At 69.1% G+C, this 25,751-nt stretch carries 23 protein-coding genes and 3 tRNA genes; 16 read left to right on the forward strand and 10 right to left on the reverse strand.

Translation table 11 applies throughout. The features are described 5' to 3' along the window. Nucleotides 1-29: 29 nt before the first annotated feature. On the forward strand, nucleotides 30-1,430 hold the full coding sequence (locus tag ACWGSK_RS11175; RefSeq protein ID WP_358512782.1) for an ABC transporter substrate-binding protein: 1,401 nt from the start codon (nucleotides 30-32) through the stop codon (nucleotides 1,428-1,430). A gap of 165 nt (nucleotides 1,431-1,595) precedes the next feature. Here the strand turns inward: ACWGSK_RS11175 and ACWGSK_RS11180 are convergent, their stop codons facing one another. After that, entirely contained in the window at nucleotides 1,596-2,405 is an 810-nt protein-coding gene (locus ACWGSK_RS11180) for a DUF3152 domain-containing protein (RefSeq protein ID WP_358512846.1), read from the reverse strand. 196 nt (nucleotides 2,406-2,601) lie between these two features. Between ACWGSK_RS11180 and ACWGSK_RS11185 the strand changes: the two genes are divergently transcribed. The 6 genes from ACWGSK_RS11185 (at nucleotide 2,602) to ACWGSK_RS11210 (ending at nucleotide 6,459) form a co-directional block, all read left to right on the forward strand. Continuing rightward, nucleotides 2,602-3,402 (forward strand): fumarylacetoacetate hydrolase family protein, encoded by an 801-nt coding sequence (locus ACWGSK_RS11185; protein WP_358512784.1) that lies wholly within the window; start codon nucleotides 2,602-2,604, stop codon nucleotides 3,400-3,402. Nucleotides 3,403-3,488: 86 nt separating this feature from the next. Continuing rightward, nucleotides 3,489-4,397 (forward strand): GDSL-type esterase/lipase family protein, encoded by a 909-nt coding sequence (locus ACWGSK_RS11190; RefSeq protein WP_358512786.1) that lies wholly within the window; start codon nucleotides 3,489-3,491, stop codon nucleotides 4,395-4,397. A gap of 98 nt (nucleotides 4,398-4,495) precedes the next feature. Then, on the forward strand, nucleotides 4,496-5,944 hold the full coding sequence (gene gltX / locus ACWGSK_RS11195; RefSeq protein WP_452455779.1) for a glutamate--tRNA ligase: 1,449 nt from the start codon (nucleotides 4,496-4,498) through the stop codon (nucleotides 5,942-5,944). Between the two features lie 131 nt (nucleotides 5,945-6,075). Next, nucleotides 6,076-6,147, forward strand: a tRNA-Gln gene (locus ACWGSK_RS11200). A gap of 52 nt (nucleotides 6,148-6,199) precedes the next feature. Continuing rightward, nucleotides 6,200-6,275, forward strand: a tRNA-Glu gene (locus ACWGSK_RS11205). Nucleotides 6,276-6,386: 111 nt separating this feature from the next. After that, nucleotides 6,387-6,459: transfer RNA gene (locus ACWGSK_RS11210), tRNA-Glu, on the forward strand. Between the two features lie 152 nt (nucleotides 6,460-6,611). Here the strand turns inward: ACWGSK_RS11210 and ACWGSK_RS11215 are convergent. Further along, nucleotides 6,612-7,298, reverse strand: a complete 687-nt coding sequence (locus ACWGSK_RS11215; RefSeq protein ID WP_067602634.1) for an IclR family transcriptional regulator — start codon at nucleotides 7,296-7,298, stop codon at nucleotides 6,612-6,614. A 172-nt stretch (nucleotides 7,299-7,470) separates the two neighbouring features. Here ACWGSK_RS11215 and leuC point away from each other — a divergent pair, with 172 nt between their 5' ends. The 3 genes from leuC (at nucleotide 7,471) to ACWGSK_RS11230 (ending at nucleotide 10,136) form a co-directional block, all read left to right on the forward strand. After that, the gene (gene leuC, locus ACWGSK_RS11220) at nucleotides 7,471-8,868 is read left to right on the forward strand and encodes a 3-isopropylmalate dehydratase large subunit (RefSeq protein WP_358512790.1); all 1,398 of its coding nucleotides are present in this window, start codon (nucleotides 7,471-7,473) and stop codon (nucleotides 8,866-8,868) included. Between the two features lie 30 nt (nucleotides 8,869-8,898). Further along, on the forward strand, nucleotides 8,899-9,495 hold the full coding sequence (leuD, locus tag ACWGSK_RS11225; protein WP_358512792.1) for a 3-isopropylmalate dehydratase small subunit: 597 nt from the start codon (nucleotides 8,899-8,901) through the stop codon (nucleotides 9,493-9,495). 359 nt (nucleotides 9,496-9,854) lie between these two features. Beyond that, the gene (locus ACWGSK_RS11230; RefSeq protein WP_014910144.1) at nucleotides 9,855-10,136 is read left to right on the forward strand and encodes an HU family DNA-binding protein; all 282 of its coding nucleotides are present in this window, start codon (nucleotides 9,855-9,857) and stop codon (nucleotides 10,134-10,136) included. A 162-nt stretch (nucleotides 10,137-10,298) separates the two neighbouring features. Here ACWGSK_RS11230 and cofC read toward each other — a convergent pair whose 3' ends face one another. Next, nucleotides 10,299-10,946, reverse strand: coding sequence for a 2-phospho-L-lactate guanylyltransferase (gene cofC / locus ACWGSK_RS11235; RefSeq protein ID WP_358512848.1), 648 nt, complete (start codon nucleotides 10,944-10,946; stop codon nucleotides 10,299-10,301). A gap of 152 nt (nucleotides 10,947-11,098) precedes the next feature. Here cofC and ACWGSK_RS11240 point away from each other — a divergent pair, with 152 nt between their 5' ends. From ACWGSK_RS11240 to ACWGSK_RS11260, 5 genes are all read left to right on the forward strand, one after another. Continuing rightward, the gene (locus tag ACWGSK_RS11240; protein ID WP_358512794.1) at nucleotides 11,099-11,950 is read left to right on the forward strand and encodes a lysophospholipid acyltransferase family protein; all 852 of its coding nucleotides are present in this window, start codon (nucleotides 11,099-11,101) and stop codon (nucleotides 11,948-11,950) included. Continuing rightward, a complete protein-coding gene (locus tag ACWGSK_RS11245) occupies nucleotides 11,947-13,008 on the forward strand; it encodes an NAD(P)H-dependent glycerol-3-phosphate dehydrogenase (RefSeq protein WP_452455780.1) in 1,062 nt (353 codons plus the stop codon). Before ACWGSK_RS11240 ends, ACWGSK_RS11245 begins: the two co-directional genes overlap by 4 nt. An 11-nt stretch (nucleotides 13,009-13,019) precedes the next feature. Continuing rightward, nucleotides 13,020-14,237, forward strand: a complete 1,218-nt coding sequence (locus ACWGSK_RS11250; RefSeq protein ID WP_452455781.1) for a trans-sulfuration enzyme family protein — start codon at nucleotides 13,020-13,022, stop codon at nucleotides 14,235-14,237. Nucleotides 14,238-14,297: 60 nt separating this feature from the next. Then, nucleotides 14,298-15,422, forward strand: a complete 1,125-nt coding sequence (locus ACWGSK_RS11255) for a D-alanine--D-alanine ligase family protein (RefSeq protein WP_358512800.1) — start codon at nucleotides 14,298-14,300, stop codon at nucleotides 15,420-15,422. 250 nt (nucleotides 15,423-15,672) lie between these two features. After that, nucleotides 15,673-16,233 carry a Uma2 family endonuclease gene (locus tag ACWGSK_RS11260; RefSeq protein ID WP_358512802.1) on the forward strand — a complete coding sequence of 187 codons (561 nt, stop codon included), beginning with the start codon at nucleotides 15,673-15,675 and terminating at the stop codon, nucleotides 16,231-16,233. 67 nt (nucleotides 16,234-16,300) lie between these two features. On the opposite strand, the gene ACWGSK_RS11265 is transcribed toward ACWGSK_RS11260, so the two are convergent. The 6 genes from ACWGSK_RS11265 to ACWGSK_RS11290 all read right to left on the reverse strand — a co-directional run bounded on the left by ACWGSK_RS11265 (nucleotide 16,301) and on the right by ACWGSK_RS11290 (nucleotide 24,314). Next, nucleotides 16,301-17,104, reverse strand: coding sequence for an EI24 domain-containing protein (locus ACWGSK_RS11265; protein ID WP_358512804.1), 804 nt, complete (start codon nucleotides 17,102-17,104; stop codon nucleotides 16,301-16,303). Between the two features lie 9 nt (nucleotides 17,105-17,113). Then, nucleotides 17,114-18,886, reverse strand: coding sequence for a thiol reductant ABC exporter subunit CydC (gene cydC / locus ACWGSK_RS11270; protein WP_358512806.1), 1,773 nt, complete (start codon nucleotides 18,884-18,886; stop codon nucleotides 17,114-17,116). Further along, nucleotides 18,883-20,610, reverse strand: coding sequence for a thiol reductant ABC exporter subunit CydD (cydD, locus tag ACWGSK_RS11275; protein WP_358512808.1), 1,728 nt, complete (start codon nucleotides 20,608-20,610; stop codon nucleotides 18,883-18,885). Before cydD ends, cydC begins: the two co-directional genes overlap by 4 nt. A 205-nt stretch (nucleotides 20,611-20,815) precedes the next feature. Continuing rightward, entirely contained in the window at nucleotides 20,816-21,850 is a 1,035-nt protein-coding gene (gene cydB, locus ACWGSK_RS11280) for a cytochrome d ubiquinol oxidase subunit II (protein WP_358512810.1), read from the reverse strand. A 13-nt stretch (nucleotides 21,851-21,863) separates the two neighbouring features. After that, the gene (locus tag ACWGSK_RS11285; RefSeq protein WP_358512812.1) at nucleotides 21,864-23,309 is read right to left on the reverse strand and encodes a cytochrome ubiquinol oxidase subunit I; all 1,446 of its coding nucleotides are present in this window, start codon (nucleotides 23,307-23,309) and stop codon (nucleotides 21,864-21,866) included. 282 nt (nucleotides 23,310-23,591) lie between these two features. After that, on the reverse strand, nucleotides 23,592-24,314 hold the full coding sequence (locus ACWGSK_RS11290) for a DUF305 domain-containing protein (RefSeq protein WP_358512814.1): 723 nt from the start codon (nucleotides 24,312-24,314) through the stop codon (nucleotides 23,592-23,594). 90 nt (nucleotides 24,315-24,404) lie between these two features. On the opposite strand from ACWGSK_RS11290, the gene ACWGSK_RS11295 reads away from it, so the two are divergent. Continuing rightward, nucleotides 24,405-25,160, forward strand: coding sequence for a DUF3105 domain-containing protein (locus ACWGSK_RS11295; protein ID WP_358512816.1), 756 nt, complete (start codon nucleotides 24,405-24,407; stop codon nucleotides 25,158-25,160). A gap of 91 nt (nucleotides 25,161-25,251) precedes the next feature. Here the strand turns inward: ACWGSK_RS11295 and ACWGSK_RS11300 are convergent, their stop codons facing one another. Then, on the reverse strand, nucleotides 25,252-25,731 hold the full coding sequence (locus ACWGSK_RS11300) for a DUF3515 domain-containing protein (protein ID WP_358512818.1): 480 nt from the start codon (nucleotides 25,729-25,731) through the stop codon (nucleotides 25,252-25,254). Between the last annotated feature and the right edge of the window lie 20 nt (nucleotides 25,732-25,751).

Genomic DNA, 25,751 nt, shown 5'->3' on the forward strand with positions numbered 1-25,751 from the left:
GCGCGAAACACCTAGTGGAGACGAGAAAGATGACAACCTTCCCCCGACGGCGAGGCGTCAAGGCCGCCGCCCTGCTCGCGAGCCTGGGCCTGCTGCTCAGCGCGTGTTCCGGAGACGATGGTGGCGGTGGCTCCGACCTCACCGCACCCGGCCCGGAGGTGCTGGACGGACTCGACGAGGCGGTCCAGGTCGAGTTCTGGCACAGCATGGACGCCACCAACGGCCAGGTGCTCGACGAGCTCATCGCGGGCTTCAACGCCGAGAACGAGGGCCGGATCGAGGTCACCGGTTCCTTCCAGGGCGACTACGACACCGCGCTGGCCAACCACCGTGCCGCCATCCAGCAGGGCGACACCGCCGAACTCATCATGATCTACGACCTGGGCACCCAGTTCATGATCGACTCCGGGCAGACCGTGCCGGCCCAGTCCTTCCTCGACCAGGACGACTACGACACCTCCACGGTCGAGGAGGCCCTCCTCAACTACTTCACCGTCGAGGGCGAGCTGCGGTCCTTCCCGTTCAACAACTCCACCCCGCTGATGTACATCAACCGGGACGCGTTCGAGGAGGCGGGTCTGGACCCGGACTCCCCGCCCACCGACCTCGCCGAGATCCGTGAGGCCGCCGAGGAACTCACCGTCACCGACGACGATGGCACCGTCGTCCAGTACGGGTTCGGCGCCGCGGTGTACGGGTGGTACATCGAGCAGTTCATGGCGCGCGCCGCAGTGCCCTACTGCGACAACGCCAACGGCCGTGACGGTCGCGCCACCGAGGTGCTCTTCGACGATCCCAAGATCATCGAGCTCGTCGAGTGGTGGGACCAGATGATCGAGGACGACCTCGCCGTCCAGATCGGCCGCAACACCGACGACGGCCAGGCCGCCTTCACCTCCGGCCGCGCCGCCATGACCCTGGAGTCCACCGGTTCCCTGGGCGGCTTCATCGAACAGTCCGACTTCGAGGTCGGCGCGGGCTACTTCCCGCTGGTCGGCGCGGGCGACCCGGGAGGCTCGATCATCGGCGGCGCCTCCCTGTGGGTCAACGGTGAGGGCCACAGCCCGGAGGAGGTCCGCGGTTCCTGGGAGTTCGTGCAGTACCTGCTGACCCCCGAGGCCCAGTCGACCTGGCACGCGGGTACCGGTTACCTGGCGGTCAACACCGAGGGCTACGACGGTCCCGAGGCGCAGGAGCGCTCCGAGGAGTTCCCGCAGTTCTCCGTGGCCGCGAACCAGCTCGCCGACTCCGAGATCAACGAGAACACCGCCGGTTGCATGATGGGCGTGATGTCCGAGGCCCGCGTCGCCGCCGAAGAGGGCTGGGAGGCCGCCCTGACCAGTGACGCGACCGCCGAGGAGGCCATGTCCGAGGCCGCCCAGGGCGTGGGCGGCACCATCGAGGAGTACAACCTGTCCGTGGAGGACTGAGCATCGACCGGGTTCACCCGGTAGGAGGCGCGGGGCCGCGGCGCGTCGTCGCGGCCCCGCCCCTCGTGTACGGGGATTCTGAACGACGGCGCCGAGCCCATCGAACACGGTTCGAACGCTCCATGCCGGCGAAGCCACGCGAGGCGATCGAAAGGTCGCGCGACGTCAGTCGGCGTCGGGGTCGACCCAGCCGTTGGCCTCGCAGCCCTGCAACCCCAGGGTCTGCTGCTGCATCACGGGGGCCACCTCGCCCTCGCCGGGGCAGTCGACGTGCCCATGGCCCAGGGTGTGGCCGACCTCGTGGTTGATCACGTAGACGCGGTAGGTCTCCAGGTCGTCCTCGAAGTCCTCCACGCCCGCGACCCAGCGGTTCTGGTTGATGATGGCGCGGTTGCCGTTGGCGCAGGAGACGAACCCGTTGGTGTTCAGCGGCGCGCACAGACGGTCCACGGTGTCGGGCGCGGCCAGCAGCACACGGATGTCGGCGTCGTCGCCGTCCACGCGTTGCAGGGAGCGGGAGCCCTCCTCGCCCCAGCTGCGGGGGTCGCCCAGGATCAGCTCGACGGCCTCGACGAAGTCCGAGTCATCGCCGGGCAGACCCTTCTCGACCTCCACGGCGAAGGTGGTGAGCGGACCCTCGCCCATCGCTTCGCTCTCGCCCTTCATGACCCGGATGTCGCCGTCGGCGGTGTCGACCTCGTCCTCGACCGAGCGCAGCAGCACCGGGGTCTCCTCCTCGGTGGGAGTGGCGCTCGGGTCGGGTGAGGCGTCGGATTCCGCGTCCGTCTCGGCGCCCCCGGTCTCGGCGGGGGACGCGGCGGGATGCCGGCGGACGCCGTCCGGGTCTCCCTCGCCGACGGGACCCTCGGCGGAGGTCTCCTGGGTGCTGTCGAGCTCGTCATTCGGCTCGGGGACGCTCACCATCAACACAGCGGAGGCCCCGGAGACCAGGCACACACCGATGGCCAACCCCATGGGGTTCCTGCGCCGGCGGTGCCGGGCACGGGTACCACGTGAACCCACGGTCCCTCCACCTCTCGACGGTCATCGAAACCCAGCATGCCAGAGTCGTGGACCCACAAAGGGTAGGGCTTGCGGACACGATCGATACTCCCACGCGGTTACGCTTCACTCGGACAGTGAGTCGAAGTGGGCTGCTTGGAGGATTCAGGTGCGTATCGCACGTTTCGCGTCCGGCGACGAGGTCGGTTTCGGTCTGGTCGAGACGGACACGGACAGTGGGGAGGAGTTCGTCGCCCGACTGAGCGGCCACCCGTTGATGGGTGACATCAAGCTCACCGGTGAGCGCGCCAGGCTCGCCGACGTGCGACTGCTGTCACCCGTGTTGCCGACGAAGGTCGTGTGCATCGGCAAGAACTACGCCGATCACGTCGAGGAGATGAAGGACGTCACGGGGGAGACCACCGACGAACCGGTGGTGTTCCTCAAGCCGTCCACGGCCGTGACCGGCCCGCAGGACCCGGTCTTCTACCCGGCGGCCTCGGAGCGGGTCGACTTCGAGGGCGAGATGGCCATCGTCATCTCCCGCCCCTGCCGCGAGGTGCCGCGTGAGCGCGCCAAGGACGTCATCTTCGGGTACACGGTCGCCAACGACGTGACCGCCCGTGACCTGCAGAAGAAGGACAAGCAGTGGACGCGGGCCAAGGGGTTCGACTCCTTCTGCCCGATCGGCCCGTGGATCACCACCGGGCTGAGCATCGAGGAGGCCCAGGACCTGCGGGTCACCACCACCGTGGACGGTGAGACGCGTCAGGATGGACGTACATCACAGTTCATCCACGACATCGCGGGCATCATCTCCCACGTCAGCTCGTTCATGACCCTCCTCCCGGGTGACGTGATCCTGACCGGCACGCCCGCCGGTGTGGGCCCCGTCCAGGTCGGCCAGGAAGTGGCCGTCACGGTCGAGGGCCTGGGCACCATCAGCAACCGGGTGGTCGAGCGGGACTGACCCCGAGCGAGCCGTGCGCGGGCCGGGCGCCCGCGCACGGGCCACCCGTCGGGGCCACGCGCTCCGACCGAGCGGAAGGTCCGACCTTGGCCCCCCGAAAACACCGCGTCCCGCCCCTCGCCCTCACCGGTGCCATCACCCTCGTCCTGGCCCTGGTGGGTTCGGGGCTGTGGGTCCTCGGCAGGAGCATGGGCGAACCCGAACGGGACGCCGACGGCGAAGGCCACGCCCTGGTGCGGCTCATGCTCGCCGGGGACTCCATGACCCACGGCGCCGACGGGGACCGGACCTGGCGCTATCACCTGTGGAACCACCTGGAACCGCACGTGGACGGGCTGGACTTCGTCGGCCCCTACAACGCGCCCGCGACCCCCGAACAGATCATCCCGCCGGAGATGATGGGGGCCGAGCCCACAGAGCCGGTCGGCGGAGACACCGAGGGCGTCGACTACCGTGACCCGGACTTCGACCAGGACCACAACGCCCGCTGGGGTCGCACCCTGGCCGACGCCGCCACCACCATCGGCGCCGACGTGGCCGAGCACCGACCCGACGTACTGTGCGTGCTGATCGGCCTCAACGACCTGTTGCACCCGATCACCGCCGAGGCGATGGAGGAGAACATCCGCGCCTACGTCCGGGACGCACGCGAGGCGAACCCGGACATCCACATCCTGTTCGCCGAGGCCCTGCCCATCACCATGGCCGACCAGGACCAGGGCTTCGCGCTGCGCCTGTACGTGTACAACAAACTGGTCCGCAAGCTGACCCTGGAACTGTCGAGCGAACGTTCGCCGGTGGTGGGCTTCGACCTGGCCAAGGCCGAGTCCTGGGACGTGAAGGCCGACACCTACGACGGCACCCACCCCAACGACGGCGGTGAGATCAAGATCGCGGCCGGGTTCGCCGACGCCCTGTCGGAGAAGTTCGGCCTGGGGACGGGCTACCCGAGACCACTGCCCATCGCGCCCGGGGAGCGGACCGAAACGCCCTGAGCGGATCCGCGCCGCCGAGGCGGTCCCGCGGTGTCCGTCCGCCGGGGAGCATCCGCGTTCCGCGATGGGGCGAGTGCGCCACCGATACCCTGGGGCCCGTGACTGAGACTCCGATTCGTACCCGCTTCGCCCCGTCCCCGACGGGCATGTTCCACGTCGGTGGCGCTCGATCCGCGCTCTTCAACTGGGCTCTGGCCCAGCAGCGGCCCGAGGGCCGCATGGTGCTGCGCATCGAGGACACCGACGCCGCACGCAACCGGCCCGAGTGGACCGAGGGCATCATCCGTGCGATGTCGTGGATCGGCATCGACGAGAGCGACCCCCACTTCGAGGGCCCCTACTTCCAGTCGGCCTACGTCGACAAGCACCGCGAGACCGCGCAGGAGCTGTACCGCTCCGGCCGCGCCTACTACTGCGACTGCACCCGTGAGCAGGTGCAGGAGCGCCGCGACAACCCGAACCTGGGCTACGACGGCTTCTGCCGCGACCGCGGCCTGGAGGCCGGGCCGGGGCGGGCGCTGCGTTTCCAGGTGCCGGCCGGCGGCCCCACCATCGTGCGCGACCAGATCCGCGGCGACGTGGAGTTCGACCACGCCGCCATCGAGGACTTCGTGATCGCCCGGGCCGACGGCTCCCCGCTGTTCGTGCTGGCCAACGTCCTGGACGACGTCGAGATGCGCATCACGCACGTCATCCGCGGCGAGGAGCACCTGTCCAACACCCCCAAGCAGCAGCTGCTGTGGGAGGCGTTGGGCCTGACCCCGCCGGTGTGGGCGCACCTGCCGGTCATCGTCAACGAGCAGCGCAAGAAGCTGTCCAAGCGCCGCGACAAGGTCGCCCTGGAGTCCTACCAGGAGGAGGGCTACCTGGCCGAGGCGATGATCAACTACCTGATGCTGCTGGGCTGGGCGCCGGGTGAGGACCGCGAGATCATGCCGTGGTCGGAGATGATGCCGCTCTTCGAGATCCAGGACGTCAACAGCTCCAGCGCGTTCTTCGACGAGAAGAAACTGCGCGCCTTCAACGGCGAGTACATTCGCGCGCTGTCGGTCGAGGACTTCATCGCGCGCTGTCAGCCGTGGCTCACCGGGCAGGACACCCCCTGGAACGCCGAGGACTACGACGCCGACGTCTTCGCCGCCGTCGCCCCGCTGGCGCAGAGCCGGGTCGCGCTGCTCGGCGAGATCGTCCCCAACGTGGACTTCCTGTTCCTGAAGGAGCCGGTGGAGGACGACAAGAGCTGGAAGAAGGCGATGAAGCCGGGCGTGGGCAAGGAGATGGTGGAGGCCGCCCTGGCGCGCTTCTCCGACCCCGAGCTGTCCTGGACCGCCGACGACCTCAAGATCGCCACCGAGGAGACCGGTGCCTCGCTCGGGCTGAAGCTGGGCAAGGCCCAGGCCCCGGTACGCGTGGCCGTCACCGGTCGGACCGTGGGACTGCCGCTGTTCGAGTCCCTGGAACTGCTGGGACGCGAGCGCGTCCAGGCACGTCTGGAGGCCGCGCTGGAGAAGCTGCGTGCCGAGGAGAAGGACGCCCGGGAGGGCTGATGCCACGGGGTGGTGGGGCTGTGTGCCCCACCACCCGTATTCGGTTCGCGAGCACTCTGAATGTCCGCTAGAGTTATCTACGTCGCCGAGGGGGACAGGGACGCGAAAGCGACCGGATCCCCTCAAAACATTGGCCTATGGTGTAATCGGCAGCACGACTGATTCTGGTTCAGTTAGTCTAGGTTCGAGTCCTGGTAGGCCAGCGAGTTCGATGTCTTGGCATCGGACGTGCGGATCCTCGGATCCGAGAAGTATGCCCCCGTCGTCTAGTGGCCTAGGACGCCGCCCTCTCAAGGCGGTAACGGCGGTTCGAATCCGCTCGGGGGTACCAACAGGAAGTGGCTTCCACGGTGTGGAAGCCTTCTTTCTGAGCCGATGCTCGCCATCGGTGTCCGGTTCGTGTGGTTATCATGGTTTCGATGATCTACGCGGATCACGTCCGGCCCCCGTCGTCTAGTGGCCTAGGACGCCGCCCTCTCAAGGCGGTAACGGCGGTTCGAATCCGCTCGGGGGTACAAGAACTGAAGGTCTCACCCATTCGGGTGGGGCCTTTCGTCGTTTCCGGGGGTCATTCGGGGTCGACGCCTTCCGGTGCGGTCAGGACGTGTCGAGGGCGACTCCCGGTTCGGGTGCCGCCCTCGGGGGATCGGATCGACGGGACGGGTGGTCAGTGACCTCCCTCGTAGGTGTGCAGGGACTCGCTGATCTTCTCCGCGGCCGACACCACGGCCTGGGAGTGCATGCGTCCGGGCGAGCGGGTCAGGCGCTCTATCGGGCCGGACACCGAGACCGCGGCGATCACCCGTCCACCGGGGCCGGCGACGGGGGCCGACACCGAGGCCACGCCCTGCTCGCGTTCGGCGACGCTCTGGGCCCAACGGCGACGCCGTACCTGCGCCAGGCTCGCGGCGGTGAAGCGCGCGCCCACCAGGGACCGGCGGATGCGGTCGGAGTCCTCCCAGGCGAGCAGCACCTGGGCGGCCGAACCCGCGTTCATGGGAAGTTCGCTGCCCACGGGCACGGTGTCGCGCAGACCACTGCTGCGCTCCGACGCGGCCACGCACACACGAAGGTCGCCCTGTCGGCGGTAGAGCTGGGCGCTCTCCCCGGTGAGGTCGCGTAGCTGGACCAGGACCGGCGCGGCCACGGCGAGCAGACGGTCCTCTCCGGTGGCTATCGACAACTCACCCAGGCGCGGCCCGAGCACGAATCGACCCTGGCTGTCCCTGGTCACCATGCGGTGGCGTTCCAGGGCGACGGCGAGGCGGTGGGCGGTGGGGCGGGCCAGGCCGGTGATCTGGACCAATTGCGCCAGCGACGCGGGCCCCGATTCCAGGGCGTCGAGGACGGACATCGTCTTGTCCAGGACACCGACACCGCTGGATGAGCTAGAGTTGTCCATGGCTTGATATTGCCGTCTCGCTATATGGAATGCAAGTCGGGCCGACCATCCGCGCGAGGGTTCCGGGTACGTGCGAGACACGGCGGGACCCAAGACCGAGAAGACACGAGAGAGGCGATCTCCCATGGCACGCACGATGGCCGAGAAGGTCTGGGAGGAGCACGTCGTTCGACGTGCCGAAGGCGAGCCGGACCTGCTCTACATCGACCTCCACCTCGTCCACGAGGTGACCAGCCCTCAGGCCTTCGAGGGCCTGCGTCTGGCCGGTCGCCCCGTTCGACGTCCCGACCTCACCATCGCCACCGAGGACCACAACGTCCCCACGATGGACCTCCTCGCGCCCATCGCGGACCCGGTCTCCCGCAAACAGGTCGAGACGCTGCGCAAGAACTGCTCGGACTTCGGCGTGCGCCTGCACCCCATGGGCGACATCGACCAGGGCGTCGTCCACGTCGTCGGCCCCCAGCTCGGCCTCACCCAGCCCGGCATGACCGTGGTCTGCGGCGACAGCCACACCAGCACCCACGGCGCGTTCGGCGCGTTGGCCTTCGGTATCGGCACCAGCCAGGTCGAGCACGTCCTGGCCACCCAGACCCTGCCGATGCAGCCGTTCAAGACCATGGCCGTCACGGTCAACGGCAGGCTCCGGCCCGGGGTGACGTCCAAGGACATCATCCTCGCGGTCATCGCCAAGATCGGTACCGGTGGCGGCCAGGGCTACGTCATCGAGTACCGGGGCGAGGCCATCGAGGCCCTGTCCATGGAATCGCGCATGACGGTCTGCAACATGTCCATCGAGGCGGGCGCCCGCGCCGGCATGATCGCCCCGGACCAGACCACCTACGACTACGTCAAGGGTCGGCCGCACGCCCCGCAGGGCGCCGACTTCGACGCCGCCGTCGAGCACTGGAAGAGTCTGCGCACCGACGAGGGCGCCGAGTTCGACGCCGAGGTGGTCCTGGACGCGGACGACCTCAGCCCGTTCGTCACCTGGGGCACCAACCCCGGCCAGGGCGTGCCGCTGGACGCCGGTGTGCCCGAGCCGTCCTCCTTCGAGGACCCCTCCGCCCGCGCGGCCGCCGAGAAGGCCCTGGCCTACATGGACCTGAAGGCCGGCACGCCCATGCGCGAGGTCTCCGTCGACACGGTCTTCCTGGGCTCGTGCACCAACGGTCGCATCGAGGACCTGCGGGCCGCGGCCGAGGTCGTCCGCGGTCGCAAGGTCGCGGACGGCGTGCGCATGCTGGTCGTGCCCGGCTCCATGCGGGTCAAGGAACAGGCCAACGAGGAGGGCCTGGGCGAGATCTTCAAGGAGGCCGGCGCCGAGTGGCGTGAGGCGGGCTGCTCGATGTGCCTGGGCATGAACCCGGACCAGCTCAAGCCCGGCGAGCGCAGCGCTTCCACGTCCAACCGCAACTTCGAGGGCCGCCAGGGCCGGGGCGGGCGCACCCACCTGGTCTCGCCGCTGGTGGCGGCGGCCACCGCGGTCCGCGGAACCCTGTCCTCCCCGGCCGACCTGTAGTCGCCCCGACCCGTCAAGGAGAGTCCTCCCATGGAGAAGTTCGACGTCCACACCGGTCGGGCCGTGCCGCTGCGCGCGAGCAACGTCGACACCGACCAGATCATCCCCGCCGTCTACCTCAAGCGGGTCAGCCGCACCGGCTTCGAGGACGGTCTGTTCGCCGAGTGGCGCAAGTCCGACCCGGACTTCGTGCTCAACCGCCCCGAGTACGAGGGCGCGAGTGTGCTGGTGGCCGGTCCCGACTTCGGCACCGGTTCGTCCCGTGAGCACGCCGTGTGGGCCCTGCAGGACTACGGCTTCAAGACCGTGCTGTCCCCGCGCTTCGCCGACATCTTCCGTGGCAACTCGCTCAAGGGCGGTCTGCTCACCGTGCTGCTGCCCCAGGAGGTCATCGAGCGGATCTGGGCGGCCGTGGAGGCCGACCCGACGATCGAGGTGACCGTCGACCTGGTGGAGCGTCAGGTGCGCGTTCCGGCCGCGGACGTGGTGGAGCCGTTCGAGTTGGACGACTACACCCGCTGGCGGTTGCTGGAGGGTCTGGACGACATCGCCCTGACGCTCCGTCACACCGACGACATCACGGTCTTCGAGGGCACCCGACCGGCCTGGAAGCCGGCCACGCTCTAGCCGGGGTCCGGGCCGGAAGCCCCTTCCGAACACGGGATCGAGGGTCGTTGTGACGCAGCGCACCCTCGGTCCCGAATAATTTTACCTTTACTTGACGTGAGCATTCGCTTACCGACTTTGTGTCCTTAAGGCGGGAGGTCGGGGGGCCCGGAATCCGGTTATACGTAGGCTTTTGAGGCCTACAGAAGGGGGCAAAAAGGACGCGTTCCCCGTCCGGGCACATCCGTCCCGGTAGTTGCGGAGCGTGACCTTGCAGGTCGGAAAGGCCCCGACACGCCTTGCCCACGGGCGTTTGTATTTGTGTAAGGGCCGCTGCTTCCCCTAATTTCGTGCGAGCAAGGGGGAACCGGAGGAACCTTATGAACAAGCGTGACCTGATCGACGCGATCTCCGACCGGCTCGGAGACAAGAAGACCGCGACCGAAGCGGTCAACGCTGTGCTTGAAACCATTCAGGCCACCGTGGCGTCGGGCGACAAGGTCGCCATCACGGGCTTCGGAGTATTCGAGAAGTCCGAGCGCGCGGCGCGTACCGCTCGCAATCCCGCCACCGGCGCCACGATCAACGTCCCCGCGAGCTTCGTTCCGAAGTTCCGCGCCGGCGCTGACTTCAAGGCTCTGGTCAACGGCGACAAGAAGTAGTCCTCTCGCCTCAGGCGAGCCGGAAGTACCCGCCCGGGTTCCCTCCATAGGGGGCCCGGGCGGAGTGCTGTCCGGGGTCGCTCTCCATCGGTCCGGGGTCGTCCTCGGGTCGGGCGCGGCCCACGGATGCTCTGGACGGCGCTCAGACGCACCGAGAGTGCCTCAGGGGCTCTTCTGTGACTCCCGGGTCGACACGCGCCCCACCAGGGCGCGTGTGCGCGGACCCAGGCCCAGGGTGGTCGCGCAGACCAGGTCCTCGGGTGTGTCCACGTCACGGCGCACCGACTCCACGTTCGGCGGTGAGAGCTCGTGTGCCCCACCCGCCAGATGGCGGGCCCGGGAGGCCCCCTCGAAGGCGGGGGCGAACGGCCGACCCGGTGCCGCGGCCAACAAGGTCGTTCCCACCCGCGGCGAGTCCGCGAGGAACGACCGCTCGTGGGCGGACGCGGCGGTGAGGACCCGCTCCAGCTCCGCCGGCCGCAGTGCCGGCAGGTCCGCCGACAACGCGCAGATCCCCAGCCCGGGTCCCAGGGCGCGCGCGGTGCGCGCCCCGTGCACCAGGGCCGGGTTCAGACCGCCCCCCGGCTCCCCGGACACCACCACGGCGCCCAGGGCGGACAGGGCGGCGTCCGCGCGGGCGTCGTCGGTCACCACGAACAGCGTCCCCACCGAAGGGCACCGGCGCGCGGCGGCCACCGTGTCGCAGGCGATCGCGAGCGCCAGTTCCTCGCGAAGGTCCCCGGCGGCCCGGGCCAGTCGACTCTTGGCCAGACCGAGGTGCTTGACTGGGACGATCAGGGACCAGCGCACCCCGGGCAGGGCGGACCCGCCACGTTCTCCACAGCCGGTCACGGTTCCCCCGGAACTTGATACGGCGACGACACTGACGAGGGTAGATGTTCGGGGATCGGCGCGGCGCGGACACCCTAGACTGAGTCGGTTGTGTTGAAGTGAGGAGTCCCGTGACCAAGCAACGAGAATCACGATGGGTCGTTTGGGTCGTGTCCCGGATCGTCCGTTTCGTCCTCTGGCTGATCACCAAGCCGGAGTGGCGGGGGACCGAGAACGTCCCCAAGCAGGGCGGTGCGATCATCGCGGCCAACCACCTGTCCGTGACCGACCCGCTGACGGTCGCCCACTTCCTCTACATCGGTGCCCGGCGCTGGCCCACCTTCACCATGAAGGACTCGGTCATGAAGATCCCGGTGGTCAGCTCGGTCGCCAAGGCCACGGGCCAGATCCCGATCAAGCGCGGCAGCTCCGACGCGGTCAAGGCGCTGGGCGAGGCCGAGAAGGCGCTCACCCAGGACGGTTCCTCGGTGATCTTCTACCCCGAGGGCACCTGCACCCGTGATCCGAACCTGTGGCCGATGACCGCCAAGAACGGTGTGGCGCGCCTGGCGCTGACCACGGGTGTCCCGGTCATCCCGGTGGCGCACTGGGGCGAGCAGAACATCCTGCCCTACGGTGCGAAGAAGCCCCGGCTGCTGCCGCCGCGCAAGCGCATTCAGTTCAAGGCCGGACCGCCGGTGGACCTGTCCGCCTACCGGGACGAGCCGATCACGGCCACCGTCCTGGAGGGGGCCACCAAGGCGATCATGGCCGACATCACCGCCCTGCAGGCCGAGATCCGCGGGGAGGAGCCGCCCGCGGTGCCCTTCGACTTCGCCAAGGCCCGCCGGGAGCAGGCCGAGGCCAAGCGCACCGAACGCGCGGTGGAGCAAGGGGGACAGGGCGCCGAGGCCGCGGCGAACGGGGCCGGGCAGGCCGAGACCGCCGACGGCGACAACGGGAAGAACAACACGGGGGCATGACCGAGTACATGAGCGATGACAAGGTGAAGGTCGCGATTCTGGGCGGTGGCTCGTGGGGGACCACGTTCGCCAACGTCGTCGCCGACGCCGCCGACCTCGCCCGCAAGTCGGGGCAGGAGGCCGCCGAGGTCGTCCTGTGGGCGCGCCGGGCCACGATCGTGGACGCGATCAACGAGGCCTCGGAGAACCCCGACTACCTCCCGGGGCTCATGCTCAACGCGGAGCTGCGGGCCACCACCGACGTCGACGAGGCGCTGGAAGGCGCCTCGGTCGTGGTGCTGGCGGTGCCCTCCCAGTCGCTGCGGGCCAACCTCGCCGACCTGAAGGACGTCTTCCCCCGGAACGCCGTGGCCGTCAGCCTCATGAAGGGTGTCGAGCTGGGCAACCTCCTACGGATGAGCCAGGTCATCGGCGAGGTCCTGGAGCTGCCCGAGGAACAGATCGCCGTGGTCTCGGGCCCCAACCTGGCCAGGGAGATCGCCGAACGCCAGCCGGCCACCGCCGTGGTGGCCTGCCCGCACGAGCCCACGGCCGTGCGGTTGCAGTCGCTGTTCAAGTCGGCCTACTTCCGCCCCTACACCAGCACCGACCTGGTGGGCGTGGAGATCGGCGGCGCGATGAAGAACGTCATCGGGCTGGCCGTGGGCGTGGCCGAGGGCATGGGCTTCGGTGACAACACCAAGGCCTCGCTCATCACCCGTGGTCTGGCCGAGACCACCCGCCTGGCGGTGACGCTCGGCGCCGACGAGCACACCCTGTCCGGCCTGGCCGGAATGGGCGACCTCGTCGCGACATGCTCCTCCCCGCTGTCGCGGAACCGGACCTTCGGTGAGAAACTGGGCGCCGGTAAGACCCTGGAACAGGTCGTCCAAGAGACCAGACAGACGGCCGAAGGGGTCAAGTCCTCCGAGTCGATCCTCGAACTCGGGTGGGCCAACGGGGTCGACATGCCGATCACCGAGGCCGTCGTCAAGATGATGCACCACGACCTGAGCCCGGCCCGGGCGCTCGCGGAATTCATGTCCCGTAGCAGCAAGCCGGAGCGGTACGGGGTCTGAGAGCGAGCACGATGTCACACACACCCGGATCCGGGAACGCGGGCGAGCACACCAGGGCGGTCTCCCTTCCGGAGTCCTCCGCCCCCGACCAACGACCGATGCGGATGCCGGTCCACCGCGCCACCACGTACGCGTTCGACACCTCGCAGGGGTTCGCCGACGTGCTGGACGGCAGGACCGACGGCTACTCCTACGCGCGCATCGACAGCCCCACCGCGGACGCCTTCGCCGAGGCCGTGGCCGCGCTGGAGGGCGTGGGGCTCCCCGACCGGGTGCGCGGCCAGGCCTTCGCCTCCGGCATGGCGGCGATCAGCACCGTGTTCCTGGCCCTGACCGAGGCGGGGGCGCACGTGGTGGCGTCCCGCTCGATCTACGGCAACACCTACTCGCTGCTGGACCGGATGATGCGTCGGTTCGGCGTGCGCACCGACTTCGTGGACATCACCGACCTGGACGCGGTGCGGGCGGCGATCACCCCGGACACGCGGATGGTGTTCACCGAGACGCTGTCCAACCCCACCATGACCGTCTCCGACCTGCCGGAACTGGGGCGGATCTGCCGTTCGGCGGGCGCCGCGCTGGTGGTGGACTCCACGTTCGCCTCCCCGGCGATCTGCCGTCCCCTGGAGTTCGGCGCGGACGTGGTGGTGCACTCGGCCACCAAGTACCTGGGCGGACACAGCGACACCACCGGTGGTGTGGCCGTGGCCTCGCCCTCGCTGATCGAGCGGATCCGCGCGGCCCGCGTCGACCTGGGCCCGTGCCTGGCCCCGGACGAGGCGTACCTGCTGCACCGCGGTCTGGAGACCCTGCCGCTGCGCGTACAGCGCCAGTGCGAGACCGCCGCGGCGTTCGCCGCCGCGCTGGAGGACCACCCGGCCGTGGAGCGGGTCGACCACCCGTCACTGGCCGCGCACCCCCAGCACGACCTCGCGGACAAGCTGTTCGACGCGGGCCGTTACGGCGCCGTGGTCACCGTGCACCTCAAGGGCGGACGCGACGACGGCATGGCCTTCGTCGACCGCCTGCGGCTGGCCACGATCGCCGCGTCCCTGGGCGGCACCCACACCCTGGTCGGGCATGTGGGCTCGACCTCGCACCGGTTGATGAGCGCGGCCGAACTGGCGGCGGCGGGCGTCTCACCGGGCGCGGTACGGTTCTCCATCGGCCTGGAGGACCCCCAGGACCTCATCGACGACGCCTTGACGGCGCTCGACGGGGGAAAGTGACACACGGGACGAATTCCACTCGTTCCGGTTCCATCGTTAGGCGAGATAAGGTCTGTCAGCATGTCGTCCGAGCAGCGCAAGATTCGGGTCGCCGTCGTTTTCGGCGGTCGTAGTTCCGAGCACGAGATCTCCTGCGTCACCGCGGGCAGCGTCATGTCCGTCATCGATCCCGATCGCTACGAGATCGTCCCGGTCGGGATCACCCCGTCCGGCAACTGGGTCCTGACCTCGGGCGACCCCGAGGCCCTGCGCATCGACGCGGTGACCAAGACGCTGCCGTCGGTCTCCGAGGAGGGCACCGAACTGGCGCTGCCGTTCGACGGCCCGGGCCGGCTCATGACCGTCTCCCCGGACCAGGGCACGCAGCGCCTGGCCGAGGTCGACGTCGTGCTGCCGCTGCTGCACGGTCCTTTCGGCGAGGACGGCACCATCCAAGGCCTGTTCGAGATGATGGGCGTGCGCTACGCGGGCGCCGGGGTGTTCTCCAGCGCCGCCGCCATGGACAAGGTGTTCATGAAGGCGTTGCTGGTCGGCAACGGCATCCCCACCAGCCCGTTCGTCGCCATCACCGAACGCACCTGGCGCAACGAGCGCAAGAAGGTCCTGGACGACGTCGCCGAGTTGGGCACGACGGTGTTCGTCAAGCCGGCCCGTGCCGGCAGCAGCGTCGGGATCAGCCGGGTGCGGGACTCCTCCGACACCGACGCGGTCGTGGCCGCCGTCGAGGCCGCCCGTGAGCACGATCCCAAGGTGCTCGTCGAGGCCCAGGTCATCGGCCGGGAGATCGAGTGCGGGGTGCTGGAGTCCGAGGACGGCGGCATCGCCGACGTGTCGTTCCCCGCCGAGGTGCACGTGGCCGACGGCTTCGACTTCTACGACTTCGAGGCCAAGTACCTGTCCACCTCCAGCCTGACCATCCCGGCCCGGATCCCGGAGGAGGCCACGGCACGTCTGCGCCAGATGGCCGTCGACGTGTTCGAGGCCATGGGCTGCGAGGGTCTGGCCCGGGTGGACTTCTTCTACACCGAGGACGGCGAAGTCCTCGTCAACGAGCTCAACACCATGCCCGGCTTCACCCTGGCGTCGGCCTTCCCGAAGATGTGGGAGGCCACCGGCGTGGACTACGCGACCCTGGTGGAGCGCATGATCACCACCGCCCTGCGCCGCGACCCCGGTCTGCGATAGAGCCCTTCCAGACGTTGTCCACAGGCCCGGCCGTCCACAGTGGCGCCGGGCCTGTGGCGTGTGGTCCCCTCGAATTCGGGGGAGCCTCGAACTTCTTCCACTTCGCGCCGCCCGCACGTCGAATTCCTGGGGATCCTTCGAGAAAGCGCGTACGCTGGCAGAGTGCTCTCGCTACGCTCGGAAACGTTCTGGATACCGCAGGGAGCCGCCCATGACGTGTGCTGTGCAGGAGCGGACGGAGAAGTCTGAGATGGACCTCCACGCACTGGCCGAAAGCATCGAACTCCCGGATGGTTACCGCACGGAGATCATCAACGGGAGCATCATCGTGTCGCCTACGCCCACGGTCAGACATGCCGACATTCTCACCGAGGTACACGAGTCGCTACTAGAAGTCGGTCTCAAGGACCAGGGTCTACGGGCGATGCAGATGATCACTCTGGAGATCGCCAAGACGGGTGACCGATATGTTCCCGACCTGGTCGTCATGCCGATCCCTCTGGCGAGGGGGGAGGGGTGGGATGGTCCGGAATGGACACGTCCTGCCGAGGAGGTCGAGCTGGTTGTGGAGGTCGTCTCTCCGAGCAGTAGGCACGCTGACTGGATCGACAAGGCGAAGGGGTATGCGCAGGCCGGGGTCCCCTTGTACCTGGTGATCGATCCGGTACGGGAGGAGGTCGCTCTGTTCCAAGAACCGGAGGGATCGGAGCACCAGGAAGTGACTCGAACTCAAAAGAACGGATCGGTTCGCTTCCCGAAGCCGTTCGACCTGAAACTGGACGCGGCTGATCTGCTGCTCTCCGATACCTGAGCGAGAACAAGGGTGTGTCGAAGGGGCGGGCGACCACGTGGTCGCCCGCCCCCTTTCGTGGCGTGTTTCAGGCGGTGGTCGTCGGGGGGACCTGCGGAACCGGCGTCTGCGGGGACTCGGGCTGTTCGGGAAGGAGTTCGCGGGCGAGGATGGTTCCGCCGGCGGTCGCGGCCGGGAACACCACCACCGCCACGAACGGCACCGCCAGCAGGAAGTACGTGGGGAGCGAGAAGCCCAGAACCCGCCAGCGGCGCCGGCCCATGTGTTGCCTGCGGTCCCGGAGCCGCAGCAGCCCTCGGCGGTCGAAGGCGCTGGCGACGAGCTCGATACAGAGCAGCCAGCCGCCCATCACGGCGGTCAGCGCCGGCCCCAGGACCCAACCCACCACGGGGATCAGCCCGAGCAGGAACGCGCAGAGCGTCACGACCAGGGAGACCAGTACCAGGACCACCGCCTGGCGGGTGGCGCGGATGATCGAGGCGATCAGGGGTTCTTCGAAGGCCTCGGGTGCCCCGCCCATCTCCTCCTCGACCATCTCGGCGATCTTGTCGTAGATCGGGGCGCCCAGGGTCAGGGTCACCGTGGTGAAGGCCACCACCATCACCAGGATCGAACCGACCAGCAGCCCCAGCGCCAGGGAGCCGCGCACCAGCCCCCGCCAGGGGGAGTCCCAGCCGGCGGCGAAGGGGGTGGCCCAGGCGACCAGATCCTCCATGTTGAGGATCAGGGTGACCAACGCCGCCAGGAACAGCAGCGACGTGATCAGCGCCGGTAGGGCGCCGAGGAGGAACAGGCGGGGTCTGCGCACGACGATGGCCAGACCGCGGAACAGGGTGCCGACCCCGGAGAGGGCCTCACTTATGGGATTCACAGGCGAACACTAGCGCTCGTGCACCCGCCTGTACCATCCGTCCTCCTCCAGCAGCCGGGTGTGGGTGCCCGACTGCAGCACACGGCCGTCGCGGACCACGTAGATCCGATCCACCCGGTCCAGCCCGGTGAGGTCGTGGGTGATGAGCAGGGTGGAGAACCCCTCGGCCGCGGCGAGCAGGTCCGCCACCACGGCGTCACGGGTGTCGGGGTCCAGGTGCGCGGTGGGTTCGTCCAGCACCAGGACCCGGGGCGCGGCCAACACCGCGCGCGCCAGGGCCAGCCGCTGCACCATTCCGCCGCTCAGTCCCAGACCGTGCGATCCCACCTGGGTGTCCAACCCCTGGGGCATCGCCTCGACGTCGTGGGCCAGGCGTGCGCCGCGCAGCGCGGCCCAGAGTTCGTCGTCCTCGGCGCCGGGCTTGGCCAGACGTAGGTTCTCCCGCAGGGTCGACCCGAACACGTGCGGGTCCTCCGGCACCCCGGAGACCACACGGCGCACCTCGTCGGCGGGGTAGGCGGTGATGTCGGTGCCACCGATCTCCACTCGGCCCTCGTCGGGGTCGCGCAACCGCAGCAGTACCGACGCCAGCGTGCTCTTGCCCGCGCCGCTCGGCCCGATCACGGCCACGGTCGCCCCGGCGGGGATCTCCAGGTCCACCCCGTCCAAGGCCCACGGTTCCTCGGGACCGTACCGAACCCGCAGGTCGCGGATGTGGACGGGGGCGTCGGCGTCCGGGTCGATCTCCAGCCCCTCCTGGGTGGGCGGCGCGATGGCGGCGGGGGTGTCCAGCACACCGAACAGGCGGACACCGCTCGCCCGGATCGCCCCCAGGCGGGAGGCCACGGCGGGCAACGGCGCGACGATCTCGAAGGCGGCGAGAGTGGTCAGCACCAGCACGGCCAGGGCGGTGGGGCCGATGGTGCCCTCCTCCACGGCCAGCACCCCCAGGAAGAGGGCGCCCCACACCGTCAGTCCGGTGATCAGGGCGTTGACGCCCTCGCTCAACCCCAGGGTGGCGGCGTCGCGGCGGGCCACCCGGGTGAGTTCGGCGTCGGCTTCGTTCACCCGGGCCACGTGGCGGTCCATCGCTCCGTAGGCCACCAGGTCCGGGGCGCCTTGGAGGGTGTCGACCAGGGCGGTGGACAGGGTTCCACGCGCCTCGGCCTCGCGTAGCCCGGGCTTGCGGTTCAGCGCGGCGGCCATCAGTGGGACGGCGAGCCCGGCGAGCGACAGACCCGCCGCGAGCAGCAGACCGCCCGGCGCGTACACCGCGGTCAGGACCAGCACCGTGGCACCACCGGTCACGACCGACACCAGCGGCGGGGTGAGCCCGCGCACCAACAGGTCGAGGGTCGCCTCGGTGTCGTTGACCAGGCGGGACACCAGGTCGCCGGAGCGGAACCGGCCGAACGGCTCGGTTCGGGCCAGTCGTTCGTACACCCGCACCCGCACCCGGGCCAGGACGCGGAACGCGGCGTCATGGGTGACCAGACGCTCCAGGTAGCGGGTCACGCCCTTGCTCACGCCCAAGGCGCGGGTGGCGACCACGGCCACGCTCAACGCGGTGATGGAGGGGTGGTTCGCGGCGGTGGCCAGCATCCACGCGGCCACGCCCAGCAGCGCGACACCCGAACCGGTGGCGGCACCGCCCAGCAGCACACCGAGGGCGAAGCGGGCGCTGCGCGGGCGGGCCAGCGCGATCATTCGGCGCAGCGGGTCCTTGCGACGCTCGCGCTCGGCCTCGGAGCCGACGTCACGGCCGGTGACGGGGGCACTCATCGGGACACCCTCTCGGTGAGCAGCGGCAGGTGGGCGGTGCGCAGGCGGTCGCCGGAGACGGACTCGGCCCAACCGGTGTCGTGCGCGACGATCACGGCGGTGCGTCCCTCCAGGAGGCGGGCCACGGCGGTACGCACGGCCGTGGCGTTCTCCGGGTCCAGGTGGGCGGTGGGCTCGTCCAGCAGGACCAACGGGGCGTCACGGCACAGGGCGCGGGCCAGGGCGATGCGTTGGCGCTGTCCCGCGGACAGGCGGGCGCCGCGTTCGCCGAGCCGGGTTTCGTAGCCGTCGGGCAGGGCCTGGACGAACCCGTCGGCCTCGGCCAGCCGCGCGGCCTCCCGGACCCGGTCGAGGTCGGCGTCGGGGGCGCCGAGCCGGATGTTGTCGGCCACCGACACGTCGAACAGGTAGGGGTGCTGGGGCACCCAGGCGATGCCGGCGCGCCAGTCCTCGACGGGCACGTCCCACAGCGGCGTCCAATCACCGTCGGGGGCACGAACCTCGATCCGGCCCTCGGTGGGTTCGCGTAGGCGCAGCAGCAGGGACAGCAGGGTGGTCTTGCCCGAACCGCTGGGGCCGGTGAGCAGCAGGTGTTCACCGGCTTCGAGGGTCAGGTCCAGGTCTGACAGGGCGGGTGTGTCCCGACCGGGGTAGCGCAACCCGACCCCGCTCAGTCGCAGGTCGCCGTCGGTGGTGGGGGAGGGACGCCCGGTCGGTGCGGGCGAGGGGCGCTCGGCTCCGTCGTCGCGGCGGCGGTCGAGTTCGGTGAACACCTGGTCGGCCGCGGCGACCCCCTCCATGCTCGCGTGGAAGCGGGCACCCACCTCGCGCAGCGGCAGGTACGCCTCGGGTGCCAGGATCAGCACGAGAAGGGCCGTCTGGTAGTCCATGTGGCCGCCCAACAACCGCAGCCCGACCTCGACGGCGACCAGGGCCACGGCGAGGGTGGCGAGCAGTTCGAGGGCGAACGCGGACAGGAACGCGATCCGCAGCGTGCCCATGGTGGCCTTGCGGTGGTCCTCACCGACCTCGCGGATGATGGCGGCCTGGGCCTTGGCGCGACGGAAGATCGCCAGGGTCGGCAGGCCCTCCACGACGTCGAGGAAGTGGCCGCCCAACCGGCTCAGCAGCCTCCACTGTCGGTCGGTGCGCTGTTGGGTGTGCATGCCGATCAACGCCATGAAGATGGGGATGAGCGGCAATGTCACCAGGATGACGATCCCGGAGATCCAGTCGGCCCAGAACACCACGGAGAGCACGGCGAGCGGCACGATCGCCGACAGCACCAACTGGGGCAGGTAGCGCGCGAAGTACTCGTCGAGCGCGTCCAGGCCGCGGGTGGCGAGGGTGACGAGTTCACCGGCCTTGGGCGATCCGTCCTGCCCGTCGCCGCCTTCGGCCAGCCACACCTTGCCGGATCCGGTCACGTGCGCGATGAGTCTGCGCCGCAGTTGTGACTTGGTGCGGGCGGCGCTGTGCAGCGCGGAGGTCTCGGCGAGGTAGGACAACAGGGCGCGGGTCAGGGCGACGGCGGCGACCAGGGCGATCAGGGGGCCGAGGACGTCCATGCCGTCTCCGGCCCAGGCCCCGGTGATGACTCGGGACAGCAGCCAGGCCTGGACGAGGATCAGGCCGGTGATCAACACGCCGCTGACGACGGTGACGGCCAGGTGGACGCGGACCGCGCTCGCGGTGCGGACCAGGCGCGGATCGAGCGGTTTCATGCGCGGAGGACCTCGTGTGATCGTCGTGGCGGTCCCGGGTGGGCGGGACCGTGGGTGGCGAGGCGGGACGGGCACGGTGTGGACCCAGTATCGCCGGGCGGAGGCCGAGCGACGCCGTACCCCCCGCCCCCGGGGCGATACGGGGGCGGGGGGTACGGGCGTCGGTGGGTTTCGGTCGGATGGTCGGGTGGTCGATGGGCCGCGACTAGGTGACCTTCTCGAATCCACCTCCGCCGACCGACGCCGGGGTGATCTGCTCGCCGGTGACCCGCTTGCGGAAGACCCAGTAGCTCCAGGACTGGTAGCCGATGACCACCGGTAGGGCGATCAACGCCACCCACGACATGACGGTCAGCGTGTAGTCGGCGGAGGAGGCGTTGGTGACGGTCAGGCTGAACGCCGGGTCGGTGGTGGAGGGCAGCACGTTCGGGAACAGCGACCCGAACAGTGCCGTCACCGCGGTCAGGATGGTGACGGCGGTGGCCACGAAGGACCACCCCTCCATGCGGCGGTAGGCCGCCGCGACACCGATCACCAGGGCCACCGCGGAGATCAGGACCAGCGGCAGGGTCCACGGCTTCCCGTACGAGAACTGCGTCCACAGCAGGAAGCCCGCCCCGACGGGAAGGGCGACGCAGGCGGAGTACATTGCGGCCCGTCGGGCGCGGATCCGGACCGGACCGTCGGTCTTGAGGGTCAGGAAGACGGCACCGTGCAGGATGAACAGCGACAGGGTCGTCAACCCGCCCAACAGGGCGTACGGGTTGAGCAGGTCGAGCAGGGACGCGGTGACGATCTGGTCGGCGTCCATGGCCACACCGCGCACGATGTTGGCGAAGGCCACGCCCCACAGGAACGCGGGGACGACGCTGCCGAAGAAGATCGCCCGGTCCCACCAGTCCTGCCAGCGCGGGTCATCGCGCTTGCCCCGGTACTCGAAGGCCACACCGCGCAGGATCAGCGCGATGAGGATGAGGAACAGCGGCACGTAGAACCCGCTGAACAGGGACGCGTACCAGGCGGGGAACGCGGCGAACATGGCGCCGCCCGCGGTGATCACCCACACCTCGTTGCCGTCCCAGACCGGGCCGATCGAGTTGATGGCGACCCGGCGGTCGACGGAGTTGCGCTCGCCCATGAAGGGCAGCAGGGCGCCCACCCCGAAGTCGAACCCCTCCAGGACGAAGTAGCCGATCCACAGGATGGCGATGGCGATGAACCAGATGACGGCCAGTTCCATGGTCTTGCTGCTCCTAGTAGCTGAAGTGCGGGATCTGGGACTCGTCCTCGTCGTTCTCCAGGTCGGGAACGAGGTGGGAGGGGCCCTTCTTGACGTACTTCCAGAGCAGTCCGACCTCCACCACGAAGAGGAATCCGTAGACGGCGGTGAAGATGCCCAGGCTCATCGCGACGGTTCCCAGGCTCACCCCCGGCGAGACACTGTTCGCGGTCAGGAGTTCGCCGTGCACGGTCCAGGGCTGGCGGCCCATCTCGGTGAGCACCCAGCCGAAGATGTTGGCGAGCAGGGCGGCGGGCAGCGCGATGACGCCGGCGAGGTAGAACCACTTGGTCCGGGGCACACGTTCCCGTCCACGGGTGAGCCACAGCCCCAGGGCCGCCACCGCCACACCGAACAGGCCCAGGCCGATCATGAGGCGGAAGGACCAGTAGACGACGAACACGTTGGGGATGTAGTCACCCGGCCCGTAGAACTCCTCGTAGGCCTCCTGGAGGTCGTTCATGCCGTGGACCTCGCCGTCGAAGTGCCCGGTGGCCAGGAAGCTGAGGACGTTGGGGACGGTGACGTCGATCGGGTTGTAGCGGGCCTCGGTGTCGCCGACCGCGAAGGTGGAGAACGCGGCACCTTCCTCGGTGTCCCAAAGGGCCTCCGCGGCGGCGATCTTCATGGGTTCGTACTCGGCGGCGAGCTTGGCCTGGTGGTCGCCGGAGAAGATGGTGAGCGCTCCGGCGAGGAGGGTGAAGACCAGACCGACCTTCAGGGTGGACCGGAACAGCGCGAGGTCCCGCTTGGGCGGTGTGACACCGACTTCGCCGGTGTCATCGTGCTTGATGTTGCGCCAGAGCTTGAAGGCGCTGACCGCCACCACGAACAGTCCGGCGGTGATGAAGGCCGCCGAGACGGTGTGCAGGTAGGTGGACCAGGCCTGGTCGTTGCTGATCACGGCCCAGATGTCGTTGAGTTCGGCGCGGCCGTTCTCGGGGTTCACCTCGAAGCCGACGGGACGGCGCATCCAGGCGTTGGCGGCCAGGATGAAGTAGGCCGACAGGTTGGTCCCGATGGCGACCAACCAGATGCAGGCCAGGTGGATCCCGCGCGGGAGCCGGTGCCAGCCGAAGATCCACAGTCCGATGAAGGTGGACTCCAGGAAGAAGGCCAGGAGCGCCTCCATCGCCAGGGGAGCGCCGAAGACGTCGCCGACGAAGCGGGAGTACTCGCTCCAGTTCATGCCGAACTGGAACTCCTGCACGATCCCGGTGACCACACCCATGGCGAAGTTGATCAGGAACAACTTGCCGAAGAACTGCGTCGCCTGGAGGTACTCGTGACGTCCGGTCTTGTACCAGAACGTCTGGAGTACGGCCACGATGAACGACAGCCCGATGGTCAGGGGCACGAACAGGAAGTGGTAGATCGTGGTGACCCCGAACTGCCATCGCGCCAGGTCTAGAGCTTCCATGTACGCCTCTCACATATACCGACCGCCGGTAGTACTACAAACTGTAGTGCTACTCGCTGTCGTAATGACGGAGGCCCCCTGTGAAACGTGGCTCGTGACGGTGATCACCTCGGTCGGAGCACCCGAGAAACGGCGGAGCGCCCTCGGGTCGAGGGCGCTCCGCCGGGTCATGGTCTTCGGTTTCGAGGGTGTTCGGACGGTTCATCGATGGTGTGAGGGGACGGGGCGGGAAACGGGGCCCTGTGGCCTCCGGTGTGCTCGACCACGCTCACCGAGGAGGTGTCACTCGTACCGCTCCAGCATTCTCTCCATGTTCTCCACCTCGACCGTCTGGGCGTCGACCATGCCCTGTGCGAGCTGGACGACGAGGTCCTCGCCGCCCAGCTCCACCTCGGCCTCGGCCATCTCGATGCCGCCCAGGTGATGGGCGATCATCAGGTTCAAGAACATGACCTCGGCCTCTTCGCCCTCGGCCTCCTCCAGCTCCACCATCTGCTCGTCGGTGGCCAACCCCGGCATGGCCTCGGGCACCTCGCCCTCGCCTCCGCCGTGGTCGTGGCCCTCCATCCAGGTCATCGGCGGCTCGGACGCGCGCGCGGTCAACCCCCACGCAGACAACCAGCCCTGCATGATGCCGATCTGCGCCTGCTGGGTCCGGGCCATGTCCATGGCCACGGTGTGCAGCTCCACGTCCTCGGTCTCGTCGAGGACGAGCATCGACATGTCCACGGCCTGAGCGTGGTGCGAACTCATGTCGCGCAGGAACCCGGCGTCGGCCCCGGTGTCCAACGGGTAGGAGGGACGCCCCAGGAAGAAGCCCGCGACCAGCGCCAACGCGACCAAGATCACGGACGTCCACAGCGGAACGGACCGTTGTTTCGAAGACGTGGACCCGGTGCGTCCGGACGCGCGGGAGAACCCCTCGGGCAAGGGGCCGTCGTCCTCGTGCCCGTCCGTCTCGGTGTCGCCGCCGTCGCCGGAGGCGGGTCCGGACAATCGCCCCATTCAAATCACCTTGGTCAAATCGCCCAACTCTGCTGACAAAGTAGAGGATAGGAAAGTTCTGTCCGACCACTCGCATCCCCAGGAGTCCCAGTGGCCAAGAAGTCGAAGGCGGAGGAGCGCCGCGCCAGAGCGGCCGCGTTGCGTGAGGAGCAGCGCAAGAAGGAGCGGCGCGCCAAGGCCCTCAAGATCACGGGTGTCTCCGTGGCCGGAGCCGCGGTCCTGGGTCTACTGGGCACGGCCATCTTCATGGAGCTGCGCAGCCACAATATCGAGGGCGTCGCGGAGTACACGATCGACGACTACAGCCACGTGTCCGTCGGTGAGCGGGTGGACTACGAGCAGTCCCCGCCGGTCGGCGGTCAGCACTGGCCGCAGTGGCAGAACTGTGGGGTCTACCCCGACCCGATCACCCCGGAGTTCGGTGTCCACGCCCTGGAGCACGGCGCCGTGTGGATCAACTACGACCCGGAGCTGGCCCAGGAGGAGGTGGACGCTCTGGAGAGCTTCTACAACCCGGGCGACTACGTCCTGGTCACCCCCTACGAGGGTGAGATGGAAGCCCCGATCGTGGCCTCCAGTTGGGAACGCCAGATCGCCGTGGACTCCGTCGACGACGAGAACCTGAGTCGCTACGTGCAGCTGTACGAGCGCGGCACGGACGTTCCCGAGCCGGGCGCCGCCTGCTCGGGCGGTATCGCCGAGAGCGCCGCCGAGGTCGAGGAGCAGATCGCCGCGCAGGGCGAGCAGGCCGAGGCCATCGAGGGCGCCGACAGCGACGAGGAGGGGGCGGACCCCGACAACGAGGACAACACCGGCGACGAAGGCTCCGAAGAGGAGTCCGAGTAGTCACGGACCTCACCCCGGACCTCGGCGAGGTGGCACACGAACGGGGCGCGGACGGCGATCCACCGCCGTCCGCGCCCCGAGGCGTCGAGGATCACACGCCGCTGTCGGAGCGCTCCTCCAAGTGTTGCTTGATCAGCTCGCTCACCTGGGACAGCGCGGCGGCGGGGTTGCCGTGGGCGCTCGGGACGCTCAACTCCACGTAGGCCTCTCGATGGACCGAGACGTACACGACCGAGGCGTTCCCCGTCAGCGGCAGCCAGGACACGGTCTCCTCACCCGCGTCCTCGTCACCGACCACGGTCAGGGTGGAGTCCATTCCGAGGCTGGAGGGGCGGGGAACACCGCAGCGAAGACCGATGGGCGGGTCACCCCAGGCGGCCATCACGTCCGACTCGGGGCGGACCGTGGCGCGGTCGGCGTCGAGGAGGGTGTCCGGAAGGTCCGCGACGAGGGCGGCGCAGGGTTCTTCGGTGTTCACCTGTGCTTCGAAGGGCTGCATCTGCACGGTCTGTCCACAGCCGGCAGTCAGCAGGACGACGGCACCGGCCGCCCCCAAGGACCGTTTCAGCACGAGTAACCTCGATCCGTCGA

It is taken from the genome of Nocardiopsis sp. NPDC055551 (assembly GCF_053619415.1).